Origin of the sequence: Leptolyngbya sp. AN10 (assembly GCF_050565645.1) — a bacterium.
Classification (GTDB): domain Bacteria; phylum Cyanobacteriota; class Cyanobacteriia; order Leptolyngbyales; family Leptolyngbyaceae; genus Leptolyngbya.
Map to the genome: position 1 here is coordinate 1 of NZ_JBNXVP010000044.1, position 18235 is coordinate 18235.

At 47.5% G+C, this 18235-nt stretch carries 16 protein-coding genes and 1 tRNA gene; 6 read left to right on the forward strand and 11 right to left on the reverse strand.

What is annotated here, in order from left to right:
* Positions 1-226 precede the first annotated feature (226 nt).
* Positions 227-544: a 30S ribosomal protein S6 gene (rpsF, locus tag ACQ4M5_RS34725; RefSeq protein ID WP_430680359.1), complete on the reverse strand. Its 318-nt coding sequence runs from the start codon at positions 542-544 to the stop codon at positions 227-229.
* A 189-nt stretch (positions 545-733) separates the two neighbouring features.
* Between rpsF and ACQ4M5_RS34730 the strand changes: the two genes are divergently transcribed.
* Positions 734-1525 (forward strand): fumarylacetoacetate hydrolase family protein, encoded by a 792-nt coding sequence (locus tag ACQ4M5_RS34730; protein ID WP_430680360.1) that lies wholly within the window; start codon positions 734-736, stop codon positions 1523-1525.
* Here the strand turns inward: ACQ4M5_RS34730 and ACQ4M5_RS34735 are convergent.
* The 6 genes from ACQ4M5_RS34735 to ACQ4M5_RS34760 all read right to left on the reverse strand — a co-directional run bounded on the left by ACQ4M5_RS34735 (position 1522) and on the right by ACQ4M5_RS34760 (position 10474).
* Positions 1522-2010: a Tic20 family protein gene (locus ACQ4M5_RS34735; protein WP_430680361.1), complete on the reverse strand. Its 489-nt coding sequence runs from the start codon at positions 2008-2010 to the stop codon at positions 1522-1524. The two genes, ACQ4M5_RS34730 and ACQ4M5_RS34735, sit on opposite strands and share 4 nt — an antisense overlap.
* Before the next feature lie 64 nt (positions 2011-2074).
* Complete coding sequence (locus ACQ4M5_RS34740; protein ID WP_430680362.1) at positions 2075-2272, reverse strand: hypothetical protein; 198 nt, start codon at positions 2270-2272, stop codon at positions 2075-2077.
* Positions 2273-2409: 137 nt separating this feature from the next.
* Positions 2410-3438 (reverse strand): response regulator, encoded by a 1029-nt coding sequence (locus ACQ4M5_RS34745; protein WP_430680363.1) that lies wholly within the window; start codon positions 3436-3438, stop codon positions 2410-2412.
* 148 nt (positions 3439-3586) lie between these two features.
* Positions 3587-4894, reverse strand: a complete 1308-nt coding sequence (locus ACQ4M5_RS34750) for a hybrid sensor histidine kinase/response regulator (RefSeq protein WP_430680364.1) — start codon at positions 4892-4894, stop codon at positions 3587-3589.
* 30 nt (positions 4895-4924) lie between these two features.
* On the reverse strand, positions 4925-7639 hold the full coding sequence (locus ACQ4M5_RS34755; protein ID WP_430680365.1) for an ATP-binding protein: 2715 nt from the start codon (positions 7637-7639) through the stop codon (positions 4925-4927).
* Between the two features lie 168 nt (positions 7640-7807).
* Positions 7808-10474, reverse strand: coding sequence for a DEAD/DEAH box helicase (locus tag ACQ4M5_RS34760; protein ID WP_430680366.1), 2667 nt, complete (start codon positions 10472-10474; stop codon positions 7808-7810).
* Positions 10475-10609: 135 nt separating this feature from the next.
* On the opposite strand from ACQ4M5_RS34760, the gene dnaA reads away from it, so the two are divergent.
* Together dnaA and ACQ4M5_RS34770 are read left to right on the forward strand one after the other, a co-directional pair.
* Positions 10610-12022 carry a chromosomal replication initiator protein DnaA gene (dnaA, locus tag ACQ4M5_RS34765; protein WP_430680367.1) on the forward strand — a complete coding sequence of 471 codons (1413 nt, stop codon included), beginning with the start codon at positions 10610-10612 and terminating at the stop codon, positions 12020-12022.
* Between the two features lie 95 nt (positions 12023-12117).
* On the forward strand, positions 12118-12579 hold the full coding sequence (locus ACQ4M5_RS34770; protein WP_430680368.1) for a hypothetical protein: 462 nt from the start codon (positions 12118-12120) through the stop codon (positions 12577-12579).
* 223 nt (positions 12580-12802) lie between these two features.
* Here ACQ4M5_RS34770 and ACQ4M5_RS34775 read toward each other — a convergent pair whose 3' ends face one another.
* Positions 12803-13096 carry a hypothetical protein gene (locus tag ACQ4M5_RS34775; protein WP_430680369.1) on the reverse strand — a complete coding sequence of 98 codons (294 nt, stop codon included), beginning with the start codon at positions 13094-13096 and terminating at the stop codon, positions 12803-12805.
* A 68-nt stretch (positions 13097-13164) separates the two neighbouring features.
* A complete protein-coding gene (locus ACQ4M5_RS34780; RefSeq protein WP_068379726.1) occupies positions 13165-13479 on the reverse strand; it encodes an RNA recognition motif domain-containing protein in 315 nt (104 codons plus the stop codon).
* A 224-nt stretch (positions 13480-13703) separates the two neighbouring features.
* Between ACQ4M5_RS34780 and ACQ4M5_RS34785 the strand changes: the two genes are divergently transcribed.
* Both ACQ4M5_RS34785 and ACQ4M5_RS34790 read left to right on the forward strand, forming a co-directional pair.
* The gene (locus ACQ4M5_RS34785; protein WP_430680370.1) at positions 13704-15617 is read left to right on the forward strand and encodes a S9 family peptidase; all 1914 of its coding nucleotides are present in this window, start codon (positions 13704-13706) and stop codon (positions 15615-15617) included.
* A 6-nt stretch (positions 15618-15623) separates the two neighbouring features.
* Positions 15624-16511, forward strand: a complete 888-nt coding sequence (locus tag ACQ4M5_RS34790) for a beta-1,6-N-acetylglucosaminyltransferase (protein WP_430680371.1) — start codon at positions 15624-15626, stop codon at positions 16509-16511.
* Here ACQ4M5_RS34790 and ACQ4M5_RS34795 read toward each other — a convergent pair.
* Entirely contained in the window at positions 16508-17023 is a 516-nt protein-coding gene (locus tag ACQ4M5_RS34795) for a hypothetical protein (protein WP_430680372.1), read from the reverse strand. The genes ACQ4M5_RS34790 and ACQ4M5_RS34795 overlap by 4 nt on opposite strands.
* 6 nt (positions 17024-17029) lie before the next feature.
* A complete protein-coding gene (locus ACQ4M5_RS34800) occupies positions 17030-18016 on the reverse strand; it encodes a glycosyltransferase family 2 protein (RefSeq protein ID WP_430680373.1) in 987 nt (328 codons plus the stop codon).
* Positions 18017-18131: 115 nt separating this feature from the next.
* Here ACQ4M5_RS34800 and ACQ4M5_RS34805 point away from each other — a divergent pair.
* Positions 18132-18213: transfer RNA gene (locus tag ACQ4M5_RS34805), tRNA-Leu, on the forward strand.
* The last annotated feature ends 22 nt before the right edge of the window (positions 18214-18235 follow it).

Sequence of the window (18235 nt, forward strand, 5' to 3'; positions counted from 1 at the left end):
TTTGAATTACATCGAACACGGCGACAACCGAATCAATGGCAATTGGCGATCGCATAAATAAAAGGATGCAGATTCAGAGAAGTCTGTGATCCAGTTTTTACAGAATGACTTTTTCAGCAAGCCCTAAGTATTGGGATCGTTCGTTCATCTCCAAACCTCGTCCGCTAATAAAAAATCTCCGATTCCACTGAGAAACCGGAGATTCCAACCTCAAACCAAAACTTCGTTAAGCCTCTTCAGCTTCTTCGACCTTCGGCTCGTCCTGCTTGACCGTTAAATAACGAATCACTTCGTTACTCAACCGCATCGCCCGTTCCATCGGTGCAATTTGGCTACCATCGGCTTTGAAGTTCATCTGCACGTAAATGCCTTCACGTTGCTTATCGATCTCGTAAGCCAACCGACGCTTACCCCGATGCTGAGTCTCAATAATCTCTGCACCGTTATCTTTCAAGATCGATTGATACTTATCGATCGCACCGTCAACCGCTTCGTCCCCGATGTCAGGACGCAAAATATACATCGTTTCGTACAACTGACTCATCCAAACAAACTCCTTACGGACTAAATGGCTCTTTCGTCTTATTTTTGTCTCCCGAAATCCAGTGAAATGCACTTGATTTAGACAGAGAAACCCCAATAATGAAAGGGCAAGGAATTACAATTCTATACCATCCTGTGAAGTCGTTGCCCTCAATCTATCTGGTCTATAAAATCCCAACTGGTTATTCTTATGGCACACCGTTACGTCCGCGTCCAAACCCCTGAAGGCAAAATCCACTACGGATTGCTGCAAATCGATCGTACCGTTCAGGTCTTGGACGCTCCCCCCTGGCTAAAAGGACAACCCACTGACCAGCGATTGAGCGATTATCGGCTCCTTGCCCCTTGCGCCCCCTCGAAAATCATCGCGGTTGGCAAAAATTACGCAAACCACGCGGCTGAAATGGGAACTCCGCTGCCAGAAGAGCCGCTTTTGTTTCTCAAACCGACGACAACCGTGATCGCGATGGGTTCGGAGATTTTTTATCCTCCTCAGTCTGTACGAGTGGATTATGAGGGCGAATTGGCGCTAATTATTGGCGATCGAGTCAAAGATTGCCCGCCCCAAGACGCTCACAGTAAAATTTGGGGGTATACGATCGCGAATGATGTCACCGCACGGGATTTGCAAAAAAAAGATGGACAGTGGACGCGAGCCAAAGGCTTTGATACGTTCTGTCCATTAGGTCCTTGGATTGTGCGCGAGATCAGTCCTGATGCCCGAATCCAAACGTTTCTCAACGATGTCTCGGTACAGTCAGCCTCGATCGGGGATATGGTATTTCTCCCCCATGTGCTCGTGTCTTATATCAGTCAAGTAATGACGCTGCTTCCGGGTGATGTGATTCTCACAGGCACACCAGAAGGAGTCGGTGCAATGCAGATCGGCGATCGCGTTCGAGTTGAAATCGAAGGCATTGGCTATCTCGAAAATACCGTCAGAATGAAAATTCCAACTCGCCAAACGCAGCTTCAGGATTAGCGAACCTGCATATAAACTGCATCTGAAATCGTGGGAATTTCCGCATAGCGTCCGAGTACCGTTTGGACGAGCGAGTATCCGATCGCCACGATCGTCCCTAAGAACACGGCATTAAACAAAGTTTGTGCAAGCAAAGGAATCCCGCTGAAAATCGGTCCGAGTGCAAAGTCCCAAATAATGGCGACTAGGCTCAAGACAATTCCAAATAGAATCGCCTGCATGGTATTGAAGCGAATAAAGTGAGAAATATTCTCGTTTCTGACTACCAATAAGAACAGTGCAAAAAATACAATCAGTGGAATAAAGCCGCTATAGATTGACATTAACGGCATCAGCGGTTGAGCAATGATCAAAAGCAGAGGACTCAGAAACGAGTCACCCCGCAGAATCGGAGCCACCAACCGAATGACATCAATCAGCGGCAAAAGATAGACCAGAGAAGCAAAAATGCGATCGGACACCGTTGTAGATCCGCGCCACGCCATAACTCAATTCTCCTAAATCCGTGTAAAAGAGATTAAGCCCAGAATAACGCACCCAGCACGATTCCTACTCGATATTGGCAATTCTAAATCCCATTTGGCACTCAAACTGGGCGGGAAGCTTCTCTTCCATCTGACTAATTGCCTGCCCACAGCGCAGTTGTCCCTGTCGCCAGCGTGGTTGTCCACTTTGGTCTGCCATCAAGCATCCTTGACACACTTGCCGGACTGAAAGGAGTTGATCGCCCGCTAGAACTACTAACATCGCGCCTCCACTATGCTTACTTTACGACTTTGATTTCTATCTCGACGCTTCGCTGAAACGCCTTTGATCCACCCAAAAATTCCTCTAATCCAATTCTAGAGCAGTGTTCCGAAAAGCAAAGAGACTTGTGATACAGCTTAAACTCGATTTACGGTTTTGATATATTTCTGAAACCAAGTATTTTCATTTGCCGCTTTGATCTCGATCGTATGAATAAACTGCCCAAATGCCTCGATTAAGTCCGGATTTCGCCACCCCTGTTTCATTTCTTCAGCAATAATTCGCAGTGCCTCTTCGGGTGGAAATGCTTTCTTATAAGGACGTTCGCTGGTTAGTGCATCATAAATATCGATCACTTGAAACACTTGCGCCAAGAATGGAATTTGATCGCCCTGTAAACCGTCCGGATATCCCGATCCATCCCACCGCTCGTGATGATGCCGAATAATCGGGACAACTCCCTGCATTGTTCGCAAGGGTTGACAAATCTTCTCGCCAATTAGAACATGCTGCTTCATAATCTGAAATTCTTCTTCAGTGAATCTGCCGCGTTTTAGCAATACACTGTCTGGAATTCCGACTTTGCCAATATCGTGCAGATAGCCGCCCCACATCAAATCGCGAATTTGCGATCGCGTGAGTCCCAAAAATTCTCCGAACGCTTTCCCTCGTATGACGAGCCGTTCACAGTGATCGCCCGTATTCGGATCGCGACTTTCAACGGTTCTGGCGATCGAAAACAAAACCTTCTCTGCATGGTCTAAATCTTCATTCAGCCGTTTCTGACGAATCAGCGATCGGACTCGCGCCGAAAGTTCTAACTGATCAAACGGCTTCGTGAGAAAATCATCGCCGCCTGCTTCGATTCCTCGGAGGCGCGATCGTCGATCGTCTAATGCTGTAATAAATACGATCGGAGTGAGGCGCGTGTGTTCATCTTCCTTGAGCCGACGACAGACCTCGTAGCCATCCATTCCTGGCATCATTACATCGAGCAAAATCAGATCCGGATTCGTCTCTTGCAGTTGGGATAATGCTGCAACACCGCTGTCTGCTTCTATCACGTCGTAGCCTTCTACAGAGAGCAATGCTACCGCTGTCATCCGACTCGATGGATGATCATCGACGACTAAGATTCTGGGTCGTTCCAAGTCCAGGTCATTCACACGGAAAACGCCTACATCACTGAACAATATGAGGGAGCAAGAGACGGAATCGTTTCCAATTGCCCTTTCTCAGTATGGGCAAAGCAATTCTCAAAACAATCAGGTGGAATAAGAATCAGTCTTCCTCCTGGCATGACTCAGCCAAAACTTAAGACAAAGGAATCTGAATCATAAATGCTGTGCCTTCACCAAGAGTAGAGCGGCAAGTTAGGAGTCCTTGATGAGTTTCTTCAACGATTTGGCGGGCGATCGAGAGTCCTAATCCAGTTCCTTTGCCTGCTGATTTCGTTGTGAATAGATGGTCAAAGATCTTAGCTCGTACCGCTTCGGGCATTCCTAGTGCGTTGTCTTTGATGTGGATTGCAATGCTCGATCGATCTGTTAAAACTTCGGTGTGAATCTCAATCGAATAGCCATGAGAAGTTGCGCGGGAAGGATCTTGGGTAATTTCGTCGATCGCATCGATCGCGTTTGCCAGAATGTTCATGAAAACCTGATTGAGTTGTCCTGGATAACATTCGACTTCTGGCAAGTCTCCGTAGTGTTTGACGATCGTAATTTCGGGACGCTGTTGATTTGCTTTGAGCCGATATTTTAGAACAAGCAAGGTACTCTCGATGCCATCGTGAATGTTACATTTCACAGGATGCTGACTATCAGCCCTAGAGAACGTTCGCAAACTGGTACTAATGCCTGCAATCCGCTCTGTTGCAGCTTTCATCGAAGTGATCAAGCTGGGCAAATCTTCGAGTAGGAAAGGGAGATCGATCTCCTCTGAATGATCTTGAATGGCTGAAACGGGCTGAGGGTAATAGTGCTGATAAAGATGCAGATGCTCTAGTAAGCCTTGAAGATAGTCTTCAGCGTGTTTGAGATTGCCTGCAACTGAGCCAACCGGGTTGTTGATTTCGTGGGCGACTCCTGCAACTAAATTGCCTAGAGCAGACATTTTCTCACTTTGGACTAACTGGAGTTGAGCATTTTTTAGCTCGTTGAAGGCTTGAGAAAGTTGGGTTGTTCGTTCGATGACTCGCTGTTCTAGCTGCTGTTTTTCGCGGGTTAGCTCTAAGCTCAGTTGTCTTACTTTTAGATGTACTCGAATTCGGGCGATCACTTCCTGATGTTGAAAGGGTTTTGTAATATAGTCGATCGCGCCTGCATTTAGCCCTTTTACTTTCGCTTCAGTGTCGGCTAAGGCAGTCATGAAGACGATCGGAATGTCTTGAGTTGAGGGAACTGATTTTAAGCGTAAGCAAGTTTCAAAACCATCAATACCGGGCATTTGGACATCTAGCAGAATCAGATCAGGAGGATGCTCTAGGGCTTGCTCGATTCCACTTTCACCATCGGTTGCAACGAATACTTTGTATCCAGCACTATCTAACGCCGTGTACAAAACGTCTAGATTCGTTGGATTATCATCAATCACCAAAACGGTTTCGCTGTCCATTAGCATAAGCTATCTTTGTGAAATTGCAGGTTTGAATTAGCCAACAGAGTCTTGCAGAAGCTTGCGAATCTGCTTCAGGTTGAACTCTTTCAACAGAGGGGTGAACTGATTGACGAAAGGTTCATAGGCTGGATTGATTTGAGCGAGAGTTGCTAATTCTGCTTTGATGCCTGCGATATAACCTTGTTGGCTGTATTTCAAAAGCTGAGATAGCTCTGAAGCTGTGGGGATGACCAGTTCTGCTGTCGTAGCGGCAGCAAGTTCTGGCTCTGCATAAATCCACTCTAGCTGTAGATACTTCGCTAACATCTGATAGAGTTCTTCAGCTTGCACAGGCTTAGATAAAAAGTCGTCTCCGCCTGCATCTATGCTCTTTTGGCGATCGATCTCATACACGCTGGCAGAAGAAATCACCACGATCGCAGTTTTCAACTCTTCAGACTGTCTCATCTCTGAAACCATTGTCCAGCCATCCATCACAGGCATTGCTAAATCAGCAATAATCAGATCGGGCTGGTAGAATCGAGCTTTTTCTAGTCCTTCTTGCCCGTTTTGCGCTTCGATTACTTTGAATCCGACTGATTCTAATAGATTGACAATGACCGCACGATTTTCCCAGCGATCGTCAACGATTAGAACCTGTTTGGGTTCGCCTGCGTATTTGAGAATCTTGCCCGTTCCCGTCATCGCGCTCGTTTCAATCCAATCTGTAGCAGACGGACAAGCCATCTCAAACTCGAATGTGCTGCCCTGTCCTAGCTCGCTGGTGACGCGAATTTGGCTGCCCATCATCTCGACAATCTTTTGGCTGATTGCCAATCCTAGCCCTGTGCCTTCGGTTTGTCGTTTAGTTTCGCCGACTTGCTCAAACGGTAAAAAGATGGTTTCCAACTGATCAGCACTCATGCCAACTCCGGTATCTTGAATCGCAAAGTGAAGCTGATGAGTCTCTGCGATCGTATGAACGCTCACTTGAAAGGTCACGTGACCTCGATCTGTGAATTTAACTGCGTTCCCCAAAAGGTTAATCAGAACTTGTCTTAGGCGTTTTTCGTCCGCAATAATTCCGGTTGGTAAATTTGCGGGAGGTTCATAGATAAAGTCGATGCCTTTTTGCTCCGCTTTAATGCGACAGATTTCGACAACGGCTTGGAGAAACGAAGGAAGATGGAAGCCCGTTAGATGTAGTTCCATTTTGCGAGCTTCGATTTTAGAAAGGTCTAGAACATCGTTGATCAACGTCAAGAGATGAGAACCGCACTGATAAATGATGCTGACTCCATGTTGCTGCTGTTCAGTTAAAGCGGTTCGCGCCAGAATTTGAGCATATCCCAGTACTCCGTTTAGCGGCGTTCTCAATTCATGGCTCATGTTTGCTAAGAAGTCACTCTTTGCATGGTTCGCAGCATCGGCGTTTTCCTTAGCTAATTGCAGTTCTACGGTGCGTTCTGCGACTCGATGTTCGAGATCTTGATTTGACTGCTCTAGCTTTGTGAATGATTCTTTTAGCTGTTGTCCCATCCGGTTAAAGGACTGTGCTAGGCGATCGAGTTCATCGACGCTTGAGGGTTGAATGTGCTGATCAAGTTCGCCTGCTGCGATCGCTTCTGAAGCGCGACTTAATCGCAAAATCGGCTGAGTGATCCATCGAGATGTGTAGATTCCCAGTACGGTTGCTAATGCCAGAGCACCTAGACACAGCAAAATGGTCGTGCGCGTGTTGGCGTTGATTTGCGCCATAAAGTCCGATTCGGGCACAATCACCACAACGAGCCAATCTAACCCGTTTGCATCGCGCCAAGGAGTCACTCGAAGAAACTGCCGATCGTGTTCTAGAACAAAGTCAAGTTCTTGGCTCGACTGAATATTTTTGAAGTCTCCGAACTGCTTTTTCAGGTAATCAGCAGCAGCTTGAATTTGTCGATCGCGACTCTTTAAGGCACTCAGTCGCTCGGCTTTATCATTGATTAGAGTGAATGGTTTCTCAGTGCTTGAACTAGCAATCAACAGTCCGTCGCGCTCAATGATGAATGTTTTTCCTGAAGGACTCGCTTTTAAGCTGCGAAGAAAGTCACCGATTTTAGAAAGCAGTAAGTCGATCGAGATTGCACCGATTACCTGATTGTTTTTATCGTAGAGCGGCTGACTTGCTCCGATCGACATCACTTCTGGCACATCATCCCAGCTATAAACCTTGCTCCAAATGGGTTTTCCTGCTTTTAGCGTTCCTGAATACCAAGCTTCTTTTTCAAAGTCGTACTCTGCTTCTCCACCTTTTCTGATCCGATTCCCTTCACTATCTGACTGATAGTAAAAAAGTTTTCCATTTGTACGATCGGACTTCTCACTAATATGAATTTCATCGGGTTTGAGGATTCCGGCGGCTGCAAAGTATCCCGATCCTGAGAATTCACCCGTAACCAATCCATAGTTGATATATCCGAATCCGAAAGCCTCAATTTGCCGCCGAAAGATTCTTCCACTCGCTTTAAAATCTAGTGGATCAAGCAGTCCCGATCGAACGGCATCTGCGTTGAGTTGATTAATCTTTTGAGGAGTCGATAAATAAGTATCGAGGTGCTGATTCACTCGATCGCTGACCTCAGTTCGCAATCGGGAAGCGAGATCGTTCACCGCTTTTTGTCCGTTACGGAGGGAAAGATAGCCTGTGAGTCCGACCGCTGCTGTAATTTGCAGTACAAATGGGACGACGAGAATCAGGCGGAGCGAGGTTTTCTTGGAACGGATCATCGGAGTTAGAGCGCTTATGATTACTGGTATTTCCGGGGCATTGCTGCTCAGAATACCTTGAGTAATCCCTGGCTGACGCGCAAAAACAACAGAGCAAAATGTACTCGTCTCACGATCGTTGAAATCACGATCGCAGACTATTAATCACTGAGTTGCCGAACTTTTGAATTATTCAACTGCTTCGTTGACCGGGAATCGATCGAGCAGTTGAATTGCCCGAATCGCATTTGTCCGAATCGCTTGAGAAAGATTTGGCGTATGCGGAATTTGCGACAGTAAATCTACAGTCCGGCGCAAAATTCGGACGACATCGCCTTCATCTAAACTGGTATTTCTGCACAGTTCGACCCAATCGACTCCGAGCGCCCACTGTTCAACTAATCCCACCATTTCATCTTCGAGCCAGACCGGAAAGGCGACTTGATAGCGGCGTTGGAGTTGGAACAATTGACGGCGAATGCTGCGAAGTTCGCTCAATGCTTCAAGAACCGGATCGGAAACATCGTAGCGAGTCCAAGTATCAGGGCGAGAGACTTCAGTGACAAGGGCAGCACAAGCCGTTGCAAAGTGATGCGGATCGAGATGATCGAGTTCGCCAGACATGAGTGCCAAACCCAGCCAGAGTTCGTTGTCGCCTCGGATCGCTGCGGTCGCTTGTCCCAGAACCGTTGGAGTGAGGTCATCTAAGCAACCAAATCGCCGCAGAATTTCGATTAGCGCGACGAATTCATCCCAGTGACGTTGGGTTTTTTCATCGAGTTTGGCTTGTCGATCGTTGATTTCTTCTCTTAAGGTTTCAATCCGTCTCTGCCGTTTCAAAGTCTGAGGACGATTGCCCCATTGGTGAACCGGATGCGCTTCCATTTGTGCCTGTACCGCGTTCATCCGTTGATGTTGGGCGTACACTTCGGGCGCTTCATCTGGAAGTCCGGGGGGATCAGGGATCAATTGCGCGATCGCAATACTCTCCTCGGTTCCTTTCCGAGTTTGTCCCGGTTTGAACACGAGTTCGGGTGGCGGATTCAGATAATCAACCTCTTTTAATCGAGGAATTTCACCGCGTAAAGCTGCGACATCTGCCACCGATGCGACATACCAACGATTGTTTTGTCCTAAACAAATGAGATACGGGAATTGACCCGAACCAGGAATTTTCGACACGAGAACAGCGGGAATGACCGAAGATCCGTCGCCTTTGAGTGTCAAACTCGTACCTGCAACCGCAAATTGAAGCGCGATCGCTCTTTCTCCCGCTTGCATTTCGTCGGCTTGATGTTGCAAGGTTTTGAGTAGTCGTTTCTCTTCTTTGAGTCGTTCTTGGAGCTTTTCGTATTGCGCTAACAGTTTCCAATCGACTTCAGAAACGATCGATTCGAGTTGCTTCAGTTCATGTTTACAGCGTTCGAGTTCTTGCTGTTGCGGCTTTAGATAAAGTGTAGAAAGGTATTGTCCAAAACTGCGTTCGATCAAAGCGCGAACTTCTTCGATCGAATGCGTTTGCAGCAGGTTCAACACCATTCCGTAACTCGGTGTAAATTGACTCACCAGCGGATCGGCTCCAGAAGTTGCCAAATATGCAGCTTCTTTCGATCCCTCAAACGGGGTTTGAACTGTGACCACATAACCGCGATCGTCCATTCCGCGTCGTCCTGCCCGTCCCGACATCTGTAGAAACTCAGAGGGATTCAGTAAGCGATGTCCTGCATCCGTCCGCTTTGACAGGCTCGAAACGACCGTAGTTCGAGCAGGCATATTGATCCCGGCTGCCAGCGTTTCAGTCGCGAACACGACTTTGATCAAACCGTCTTGGAACAGTTCTTCGACTAATCCTTTCCAGGCAGGGAGAATTCCCGCATGGTGGGCTGCAATGCCGCGATACAAAGGTTCGACTTGTCCTGCCCGTCCAGCTTCAGGATTACGATCGAGAAACGCATCAATCCGCTCTTTTAGTAGTGCCGTTTCCGCTTCATTCACCAATGTCAAATTCGCCAATTCTGTCACTGCTTTATCACAGCCGCGCCGACTGAAAATAAAGTAGATCGCAGGCAACATATCTTTTGCTGCCAGTTGGCTCACAACGAATGGAAGGCTTGGACACTCCGGACGAGGTGCGCCCCGCTGATTGGCTCCTCTCGGACGGTACTCGCTGCGTTTCGGCTTGAGACGGGGACTCAATCGCTTGCCTGTCTCATCCAGCAGCGGAAAGAGTCCTTTCGTATTACAGAACGAGAACTGAAGCGGAACCGGACGAAAATCCGAATAAATTAGCTCAGTCGGTCCATGAACTTGAGCAATCCAATCTGTGAGTTGATCGCTATTTGCCACCGTTGCCGAGAGTGCCACCAGTTGAACTTCTGAAGGGCAGTAAATGATCGACTCTTCCCAAACTGTGCCGCGTTGTCGATCGTTCATGTAGTGACATTCATCCAGCACCACCGCTTCGACCCCGATCAAAGACGTGCCCACTTCCCCGATCGGCGTTCCGTAGAGCATATTTCGGAAAATCTCGGTCGTCATCACCAAAATCGGGGCATCCCGGTTAATCGAAACGTCTCCAGTGAGTAGCCCCACGTTTTCGGCTCCGAACTGATCCCGAAAATCGCGCAACTTCTGATTGGACAGCGCTTTGAGTGGTGTCGTGTAGAAAACTCGACGATTGGCAGCCAGCGCTCGATGGATCGCGTATTCTCCGATCAGCGTTTTACCTGAACCTGTAGGAGCGCAGACCACGACAGATTTTCCTGCTTCCAGTGCAGCGATCGCTTGCAATTGAAATTCATCCAATTCAAACGGGTAAAGTTCAGCAAGATCGACTCTGGTAGAGGAAATATTCACCACAAAAAAGTAGCTGGTTGCTAAGTAAAGATTTTTTTATCCTAGCGCGATTCATGCCGCTCTATGTATTGAATTGACGATCGAAAAAGTTCATTCGATCGCCTCTCGACATCTTGAAGTAGAGTAAATTATCTTATGCTTTGGTCTGGGGTTCGGAGCGGAAATATGGCGGTAGATAGCTCGATCGATGCGATGTGGTCGGATGTGCTTGAGATCCTAAAACTCAAATTCAGTCCGCCCACGTTCGACACTTGGGTAAAAAGTGCCGTTCCAGAAGAATTAACGGATACCTGCTTGATCCTCCGAACGGCGAATCCGTTCGCCCAAAATTGGATTCAGAAGCACTACATGAAAACCGTACAGGATGCCGTACACGACATTGTTGGGCGACCTGTCGAAGTGCAATTTCGCTTCGTGCCCAGTGCCGAAAGTGACGATGCAGAGTTGTTTTTTCCGTTTGTGGCAGAAACGCCCACGCTCCCAGAGTTACCGATTCAGCCGCCTCGATCGCCCAATTCAACTGATCTCAATTCAAAATATGTTTTCTCGCGCCTGGTCGTCGGTCCAAACAATCGGATGGCACACGCGGCATCGCTGGCAGTCGCGGAATCTCCAGGTCGCGAGTTCAATCCACTCTTTTTATGTGGCGGCGTTGGATTGGGAAAAACTCATCTGATGCAAGCGATCGGGCATTATCGCCTCGAAATTTCCGCAGATGCCAAAATCATTTACGTCTCGACTGAGAAATTTACGAACGATTTAATCACCGCGATTCGCAAAGACGACTTACAAAGTTTTCACGATCGATATCGAGCCGCTGACGTGTTATTAGTTGATGACATTCAGTTCATTGAAGGTAAAGAATATACTCAAGAAGAATTTTTCCATACTTTCAACACCTTGCATGAGGCTGGAAAGCAGGTAGTACTTGCCTCTGACCGTCCGCCCAATCAAATTCCGAAGCTGCAAGAGCGGCTTTGCTCCCGATTTTCGATGGGCTTGATCGCAGACATCCAACCGCCCGATCTCGAAACCCGAATGGCGATCTTGCAGAAAAAAGCCGAATACGAAAATATGCGCCTGCCACGGGAAGTGATCGAGTACATTGCGTCCAGCTATACCTCGAACATTCGGGAATTAGAAGGAGCGCTGATTCGTGCAGTTGCGTATATTTCGATCTCCGGATTGTCGATGACGGTGGAAAACATTGCCCCGATGCTGAATCCGCCTGTCGAAAAAGTCGAAGCCTCTCCAGAGGTTGTGATCAATGCCGTTTCCGAAGCATTCGGAGTGTCGATCGACGATCTCAAAGGAAATTCTCGCCGTCGGGAAATTAGCGTTGCTCGGCAAGTGGGAATGTATCTGATGCGGCATCATACCGAATTAAGTCTGCCAAAAATTGGAGATGTGTTTGGTGGAAAGGATCACACCACTGTTATGTATAGCTGCGAGAAAATCGGGCAGTTAAAAGAGAAAGATTCCAGTATGGCGCAGACATTACGGCAGCTTGGGGATCGAATTAATCTTGCCAGTCAGGGACGAAAATAATCGCTCTAAAACGATTCATTATCCTGCTTGAGAACTGTCCATCACCCATGACAGATCGCCCAAAAGCCACTAGAGTGTAATGGCACAATCTCCCAGTGAATTCTGTTAAGGACGTGTCTGATATTTTGGCTGAACTGAGCCACGGGCAATTGCTGATGGTCAATAGCCGTAGACGCAATGGACTCATTATTTATAAGCAATTTCATGCTGAGTTTGCAGGTCCGGGAGCAGCGGTTGGGAATTTGCTCGATCGAGATTGCAAGGGTGTTCTGCCTGTAGGGGATTTGTCGCTCGTTCATCCAAAGGCGGACGAGGAACGACAGAAGGCGTATTTGATTCGTCGCCAGTGGATTCGACTAACTCAGCAAATTACTGATAATGCTCTGCCGTTCCAACGAGCGCAGATGATTTTGAATCAGTTTGAGAATTATTTTGGCTCGGATTTGGTGGCACGATTGCCGAGTGAGGCGTTTGCGCTGATGGTTGGGGTGTTGCCACAGACGGTTGAGATTGTGCGGTATTGTCCGGAGCAATCAGGCGGGAAAGGTCGGGGGTAATGGTTATTAACGCGAAATTCTACATCTGTCGCTGCCATTGAGTCCGCCCGGAGGTAAACCGTCCGGGCTAATGAGGGAAAGGAGGCTGAAGCCCCCTCAGACCGTAATTTCAGCCCACTTCAGTGGGGTTTCTTCGATTAGCCCGGACGGTTTACCTCCGGGTGGAATAGCGGATGAACGAACACACCAAAATCCTCAAATTCGATCGAGGTTCATCACTCATTTAAATCCGCGTCGAAATCGATCGCAGTTCGTCCGGTATCATTGCATCCTCGGAAAATTCTAAGATCGTCTCCGACAATCCCAAATATCCGGATTCTGCAAACGACAGCAACATTCGCTGCAACGCAAACCACACCTCTGGTTCATATTCCCAATCTCGATCGCGCTTTGCTCGACCCGCGATCGACTTCAACGCCCAAAAATAACTATTTCGCACCACCGATCCGCCCTTCTTAAACGGCGGCACATCCTCATGGTGCAAATACAAAATATCCTGATCGATTCTCGCTCTCATCTTTCTCACATCAAAAAGAAATTCCCCCGCAGTACACACCACGAGGGAATCAATTCTAGCGAATCAAATTAGTAGCGTTGTGAAAAACCACCGCTGCGACCGCCGCCACTGCGACCACCGCCACCGCCGCCGCGCGATTCTTCACGAGGCTTCGCTTTGTTGACACGCATATCGCGTCCCATCCATTCCGCGCCGTCCAAAGCTTCGATCGCTTTGTCTTCTTCGGCATCGGTTTCCATTTCCACAAATCCGAACCCACGCATCCGTCCCGTTTCACGATCAACCGGAAGCTGAACGCGCTTGACAGATCCGTATTCTGCAAAGATTTCGGTTAAATCTTCACGTGTAACCTCATAGGACAGGTTACCTACATAAATCGACATTGAAAGAATTCTCCAGAACCAGAAATGAACGAGGCAATCGTATCGGAGTGTGCCTGCTTTAAGCCAAACATACTTGCTAGTTTCGATGAAAACGAACGAGCCACTGTCAGAAAAAACAAACCAACCGAGCTAAACACCTCTCTTGTTTTACTGTAGCACGAATCTCTAAAGTGAGCAGATTTGTACAATTGCGATAGCTTAAATGAGGTGAACTGGAGAAAGCTATGGTTGTTGGATCGTATGGAACTTGGAAGTCGCCGATTAGCTCGGATTTAATTGTGGCAGGCACGATCGGGCTGGGACAGATTAAGTTAGATGACAAAACAATTTATTGGACAGAATCTCGTCCTACTGAGGGAGGGCGGAATGTGGTTGTGCAGCGCTCTACGAATGGGCAAACCCTAGATGTGACACCGATGCCGTTTAATGCGCGAACACGGGTGCATGAATACGGGGGAGGGGCATTTATGATTGATGCGGAAACGGTTTATTTCTCGAATTTTGCGGATCAAAGGCTATATCAACAGAGAATCGGAGAAGACCCGATCGCACTGACTCCTGAAGCATCTTTCAGATATGCGGATGCTGTTTTAGACCAAACTCGGAATCGCTTAATTTGTGTGCGGGAAGAACATGGCGAAACGGTTGAGAATACGATCGCTACGATTTCCCTTTCTGATCAAAGCCAGACTGTTCTTGTGTCTGGTGCTGATTTTTATGCTTTTCCGCGTCTGAGTCCGGATAGTTCTCGACTCAGTTGGATTTGCTGGAATCACCCGAATATGCCTTGGGATGGAACCGAGCTATGGACAGCAAAGATTAATGCTGATGGAACATTGGGAACACCGGAAAGGATTGCAGGTGGTCTAGAAGAGTCAATCTTTCAGCCGGAATGGTCGCCAGATGGAAGCTTGATTTTTATTAGCGATCGTACTGGATGGTGGAATTTCTATCGCTGGAATCCGAGCAGCGGAACAATCGAATCTCTGTGTGAGAAAGCCGCAGAATTTGGTTTACCTCTTTGGGTATTTGGGATGTCTACTTATGGATTTGCAGGAAACAAAATCATTTGTAGCTATACCGAAAATGGCTTAAGTCGATTTGCCAGCTTAGATTTAGAGAGTCTCGAACTATCACCGATTGAAACACCTTATACAAGCATTGCTGGATTGCAAGTTTGTTCAGATCATGCCGTGTTTGTGGGTGGATCATCAATGGAGCCAACTGTGATCGTTAAATACGATCTGAACACTCAGCAATTTGAAGTCCTGCGACGAGCCAGCGAATTGAAAATTGATCCAGGCTATCTCTCCGTTCCAGAAGCGATCGAGTTTCCGACTGAGAACAATCTCACCGCTCACGCGCTCTACTATGCTCCGAAGAACAAAGACTATACAGCACCCGAAGGCGAACGCCCTCCGATGTTAGTGAAAAGTCACGGAGGTCCAACCGCTTCAACTTCTGCATCTTTTAACTTAGGGATTCAGTACTGGACGAGTCGAGGGTTTGCTGTGTTGGATGTGAACTATGGCGGCAGTACAGGATATGGACGAGCTTACCGAGAGCGACTAAAAGGAACTTGGGGCATTGTTGATGTGGATGACTGTGCGAATGGTGCAAAGTACCTGGCAGAGCAAGGGAAAGCCGATGGCGATCGATTAGTAATAGCGGGCGGTAGTGCAGGTGGATACACTACACTGTGTGCATTAACTTTTAGAGATACCTTCAAAGCAGGTGCAAGCTACTATGGCGTGAGCAGTCTGAAAGCTCTAGCAGAAGACACTCATAAGTTTGAATCGCGCTACTTAGATGGATTAATCGGACCTTATCCAGAACGAGCCGACTTGTATGAAGAACGAGCACCGATTAGTGCAGTCGATCGCTTATCTTGTCCCGTTATTTTCTTCCAGGGCGACGAAGATAGAATCGTTCCACCGAATCAGGCTGAAATGATGGTCGAAGCTTTAAAACAGAAAGGACTCCCTGTGGCGTATGTCTTATTTCAGGGGGAGCAACATGGATTTCGTAAAGCAGAGAACATTAAACGCGCTTTAGACGGGGAATTTTATTTCTATTCGCAGGTGTTTGGATACGAGCCAGCGGATAAGATCGAGCCTGTCGAGATCGCAAACTTGTAGCTGCTTATGTCTCCAACTGTTGGATTTATTTTGCTAACCCATTCCAACCCAAAACAGATCCAGCGGTTGGTCGATCGCTTAAATCGCATCTTTGATCATCCTCCGATCGTGTCACATCACGATTTCTCACAGTGTCCGATGTCGATCGAGCTATTTCCCGAAAACATGACTTTCGTAACACCGCACGTTCAAACCCGTTGGGGTGAATTCTCAGCAAATGAAGCGGTGATCAAAGCAATGGAGCAAATGCAGAAAAGGCTCGATCGACCGGAATGGACAATCCTAATCAGCGGTTCAGACTATCCGATCAAACCTGCTGCTCAAGTGATTGCTGATCTAAAAGCGAGTCAGGCAGACTTTCACATGGAAACCGATCTAATTGATCCGCCAAACTTCAAAACCGATTGGCATCGTGAAATGTATGCGCGTTACTACACTCGCTGGATTCCCATGCCGAAATGGATTGCAGACCCACTCAAGCTCAACTGGCAAAAATTGCGATTAAAACCGGAAAAGCTGATGAAGCCTTTTGTGCCATTCACTTCGGACTTTCGTTGTTATGCAGGTAAATCTTGGTTTTGTGCCAATCAACGATCGATCGATTACATTATCGACTTCCATCACACGCAGCCTGAACTGGCAGAACACTATCGCTGGGTGATGTTTGCAGACGAATCTTACTTCCAAACAATCATCGGCAATGCTCCCCATTTGAAGCTTGATTCTAATGATTGGCGTTACCATGACTGGTCTGCTGGAGGACCACACCCGAAGATTCTCGATCGCTCAGATTTACCTAAGTTCCAAGCATCTTCGGCTCACTTTGCCCGGAAATTTACTCCGGATGCACCTGTCTTGGATGATCTCGATCGACAACTGCTGCAACTCGTCTAAGTATTGCCATTTCCATTAAATCGCTGAGTTAAAGCATTCAGAATGCCTTCTACAGTCGTTCTAAATTCTGCACGATCAAGATTGGCTTGATTACGATCGCGCTCTGCCTGCTCCGCCAATTCTTGCATTCGATCCTGAAAATTCGCTCGGTCGATCGCGGCTTGCGCTTCGATCTCTTCGATACGATCAATAAATTGAGCAAATCGCTCGTCGAACACCAACATCCGTTCCTCGATTCGTTGCATTCGAGCTTCAGTCTGTTGCATTCGAGCTTCAGTCTGTTGCATTCGAGCTTCAGTTTGTTGCATTTGGCGTTCGACTTGTTCCATACGGATATCCGTGCGAGCTTGATAGGCGCGAGATTCCTCAATGAATCGATCGAGTTTTTCATTTGCAGATTCCGCATATCGAGCCGCAGAAGCCAAAATTTGTTTGACCGTTTCAAATTCGTCTTCAAGTTGATCAAGTCGCTGTTCTGTCGTCATAAGTCGGAGCAATACAGATGTTGTCATCGTACCTTACCCAAAGCGCGATCGCGTCCGGTCTTCGTCGATCGTGATGCCTGGTTCTCGTTCAAACCCTGCAACCTCAGAAACCGTATACAGCGGGCGATTTTTCACTTCCTCGTAGATTCGCCCAATGTACTCTCCTAAAATGCCAATACTTAAGAGTTGTACTGCACCGAGAAAGAAGATAGCAACCACGATCGTCGTAAGTCCTGTCAACGGCGATCCAGGATAAGCAATCCGCCAGTAAAACACTAAAATCATCATCACAATTGCAACCAGCGCTGCAAACAAACCCACATAAGTCGAAATCCGCAAGGGAACTTTCGAGAATGACACTAATCCACTAATCGCCAATCCCAATGACTTGCCGAAGGTATACTTTACCTCGCCTGCAAATCGAGGATCGCGATCGAACTTCACCGCCGTTTGCCGAAATCCCACCCACGATCGTAGTCCCCGAATATACCGATTCCGCTCTGGCATTGCATTCAAAACATCGACGACTTGCCGATCCATCAAGCAAAAATCCCCGGTATCGGTAGGAATCTCTACATCTGCCAATTGTTTGAGCAATCGATAGAACAGATAAGCGGTGACTCGCTTAAACCAGCCTTCTTCTCGTCGCTGAATCCGTTGGGCATACACCACTTGATAGCCTTGTCGCCATCGCTCAATCATTTCTGGAATCAGTTCAGGTGGATCTTGCAAATCTGCATCCATCACAATCACGACTCGACCCCGCACATAGTTCAATCCAGCGGTCACGGCGACTTGATGCCCAAAATTTCTCGCCAAACTGAGGTAGCACACTCGTGAATCGTGCTGGTGCAATTCGCGCATTAATTGAAGCGATCGATCTCGACTGCCATCATTAATCAAAATCACCTCAGTCGGTGCATCCAATTGATCGATGACGGTGCGAACACGATCGTATAATGCCGCGATCGTGGCTTCTTCGTTGTAGATCGGGATGATGAGTGAGTATTTAGGCAACATGGCGATCGGGGGCAACTTTCGTCGATCGTGCCATCATTTGCCGATTCGATCTTCCGTGGAAAATATTTAATGCTTGATTGAAATGCGATCGATGCTGTATAGTAGAAACACATCCGGGCGGATGGCGAAACTGGTAGACGCACCACACTCAAAATGTGGCACCGAAAGGTATGGGAGTTCGATTCTCCCTCCGCCCATACAAATTAAACTGATGCTGGT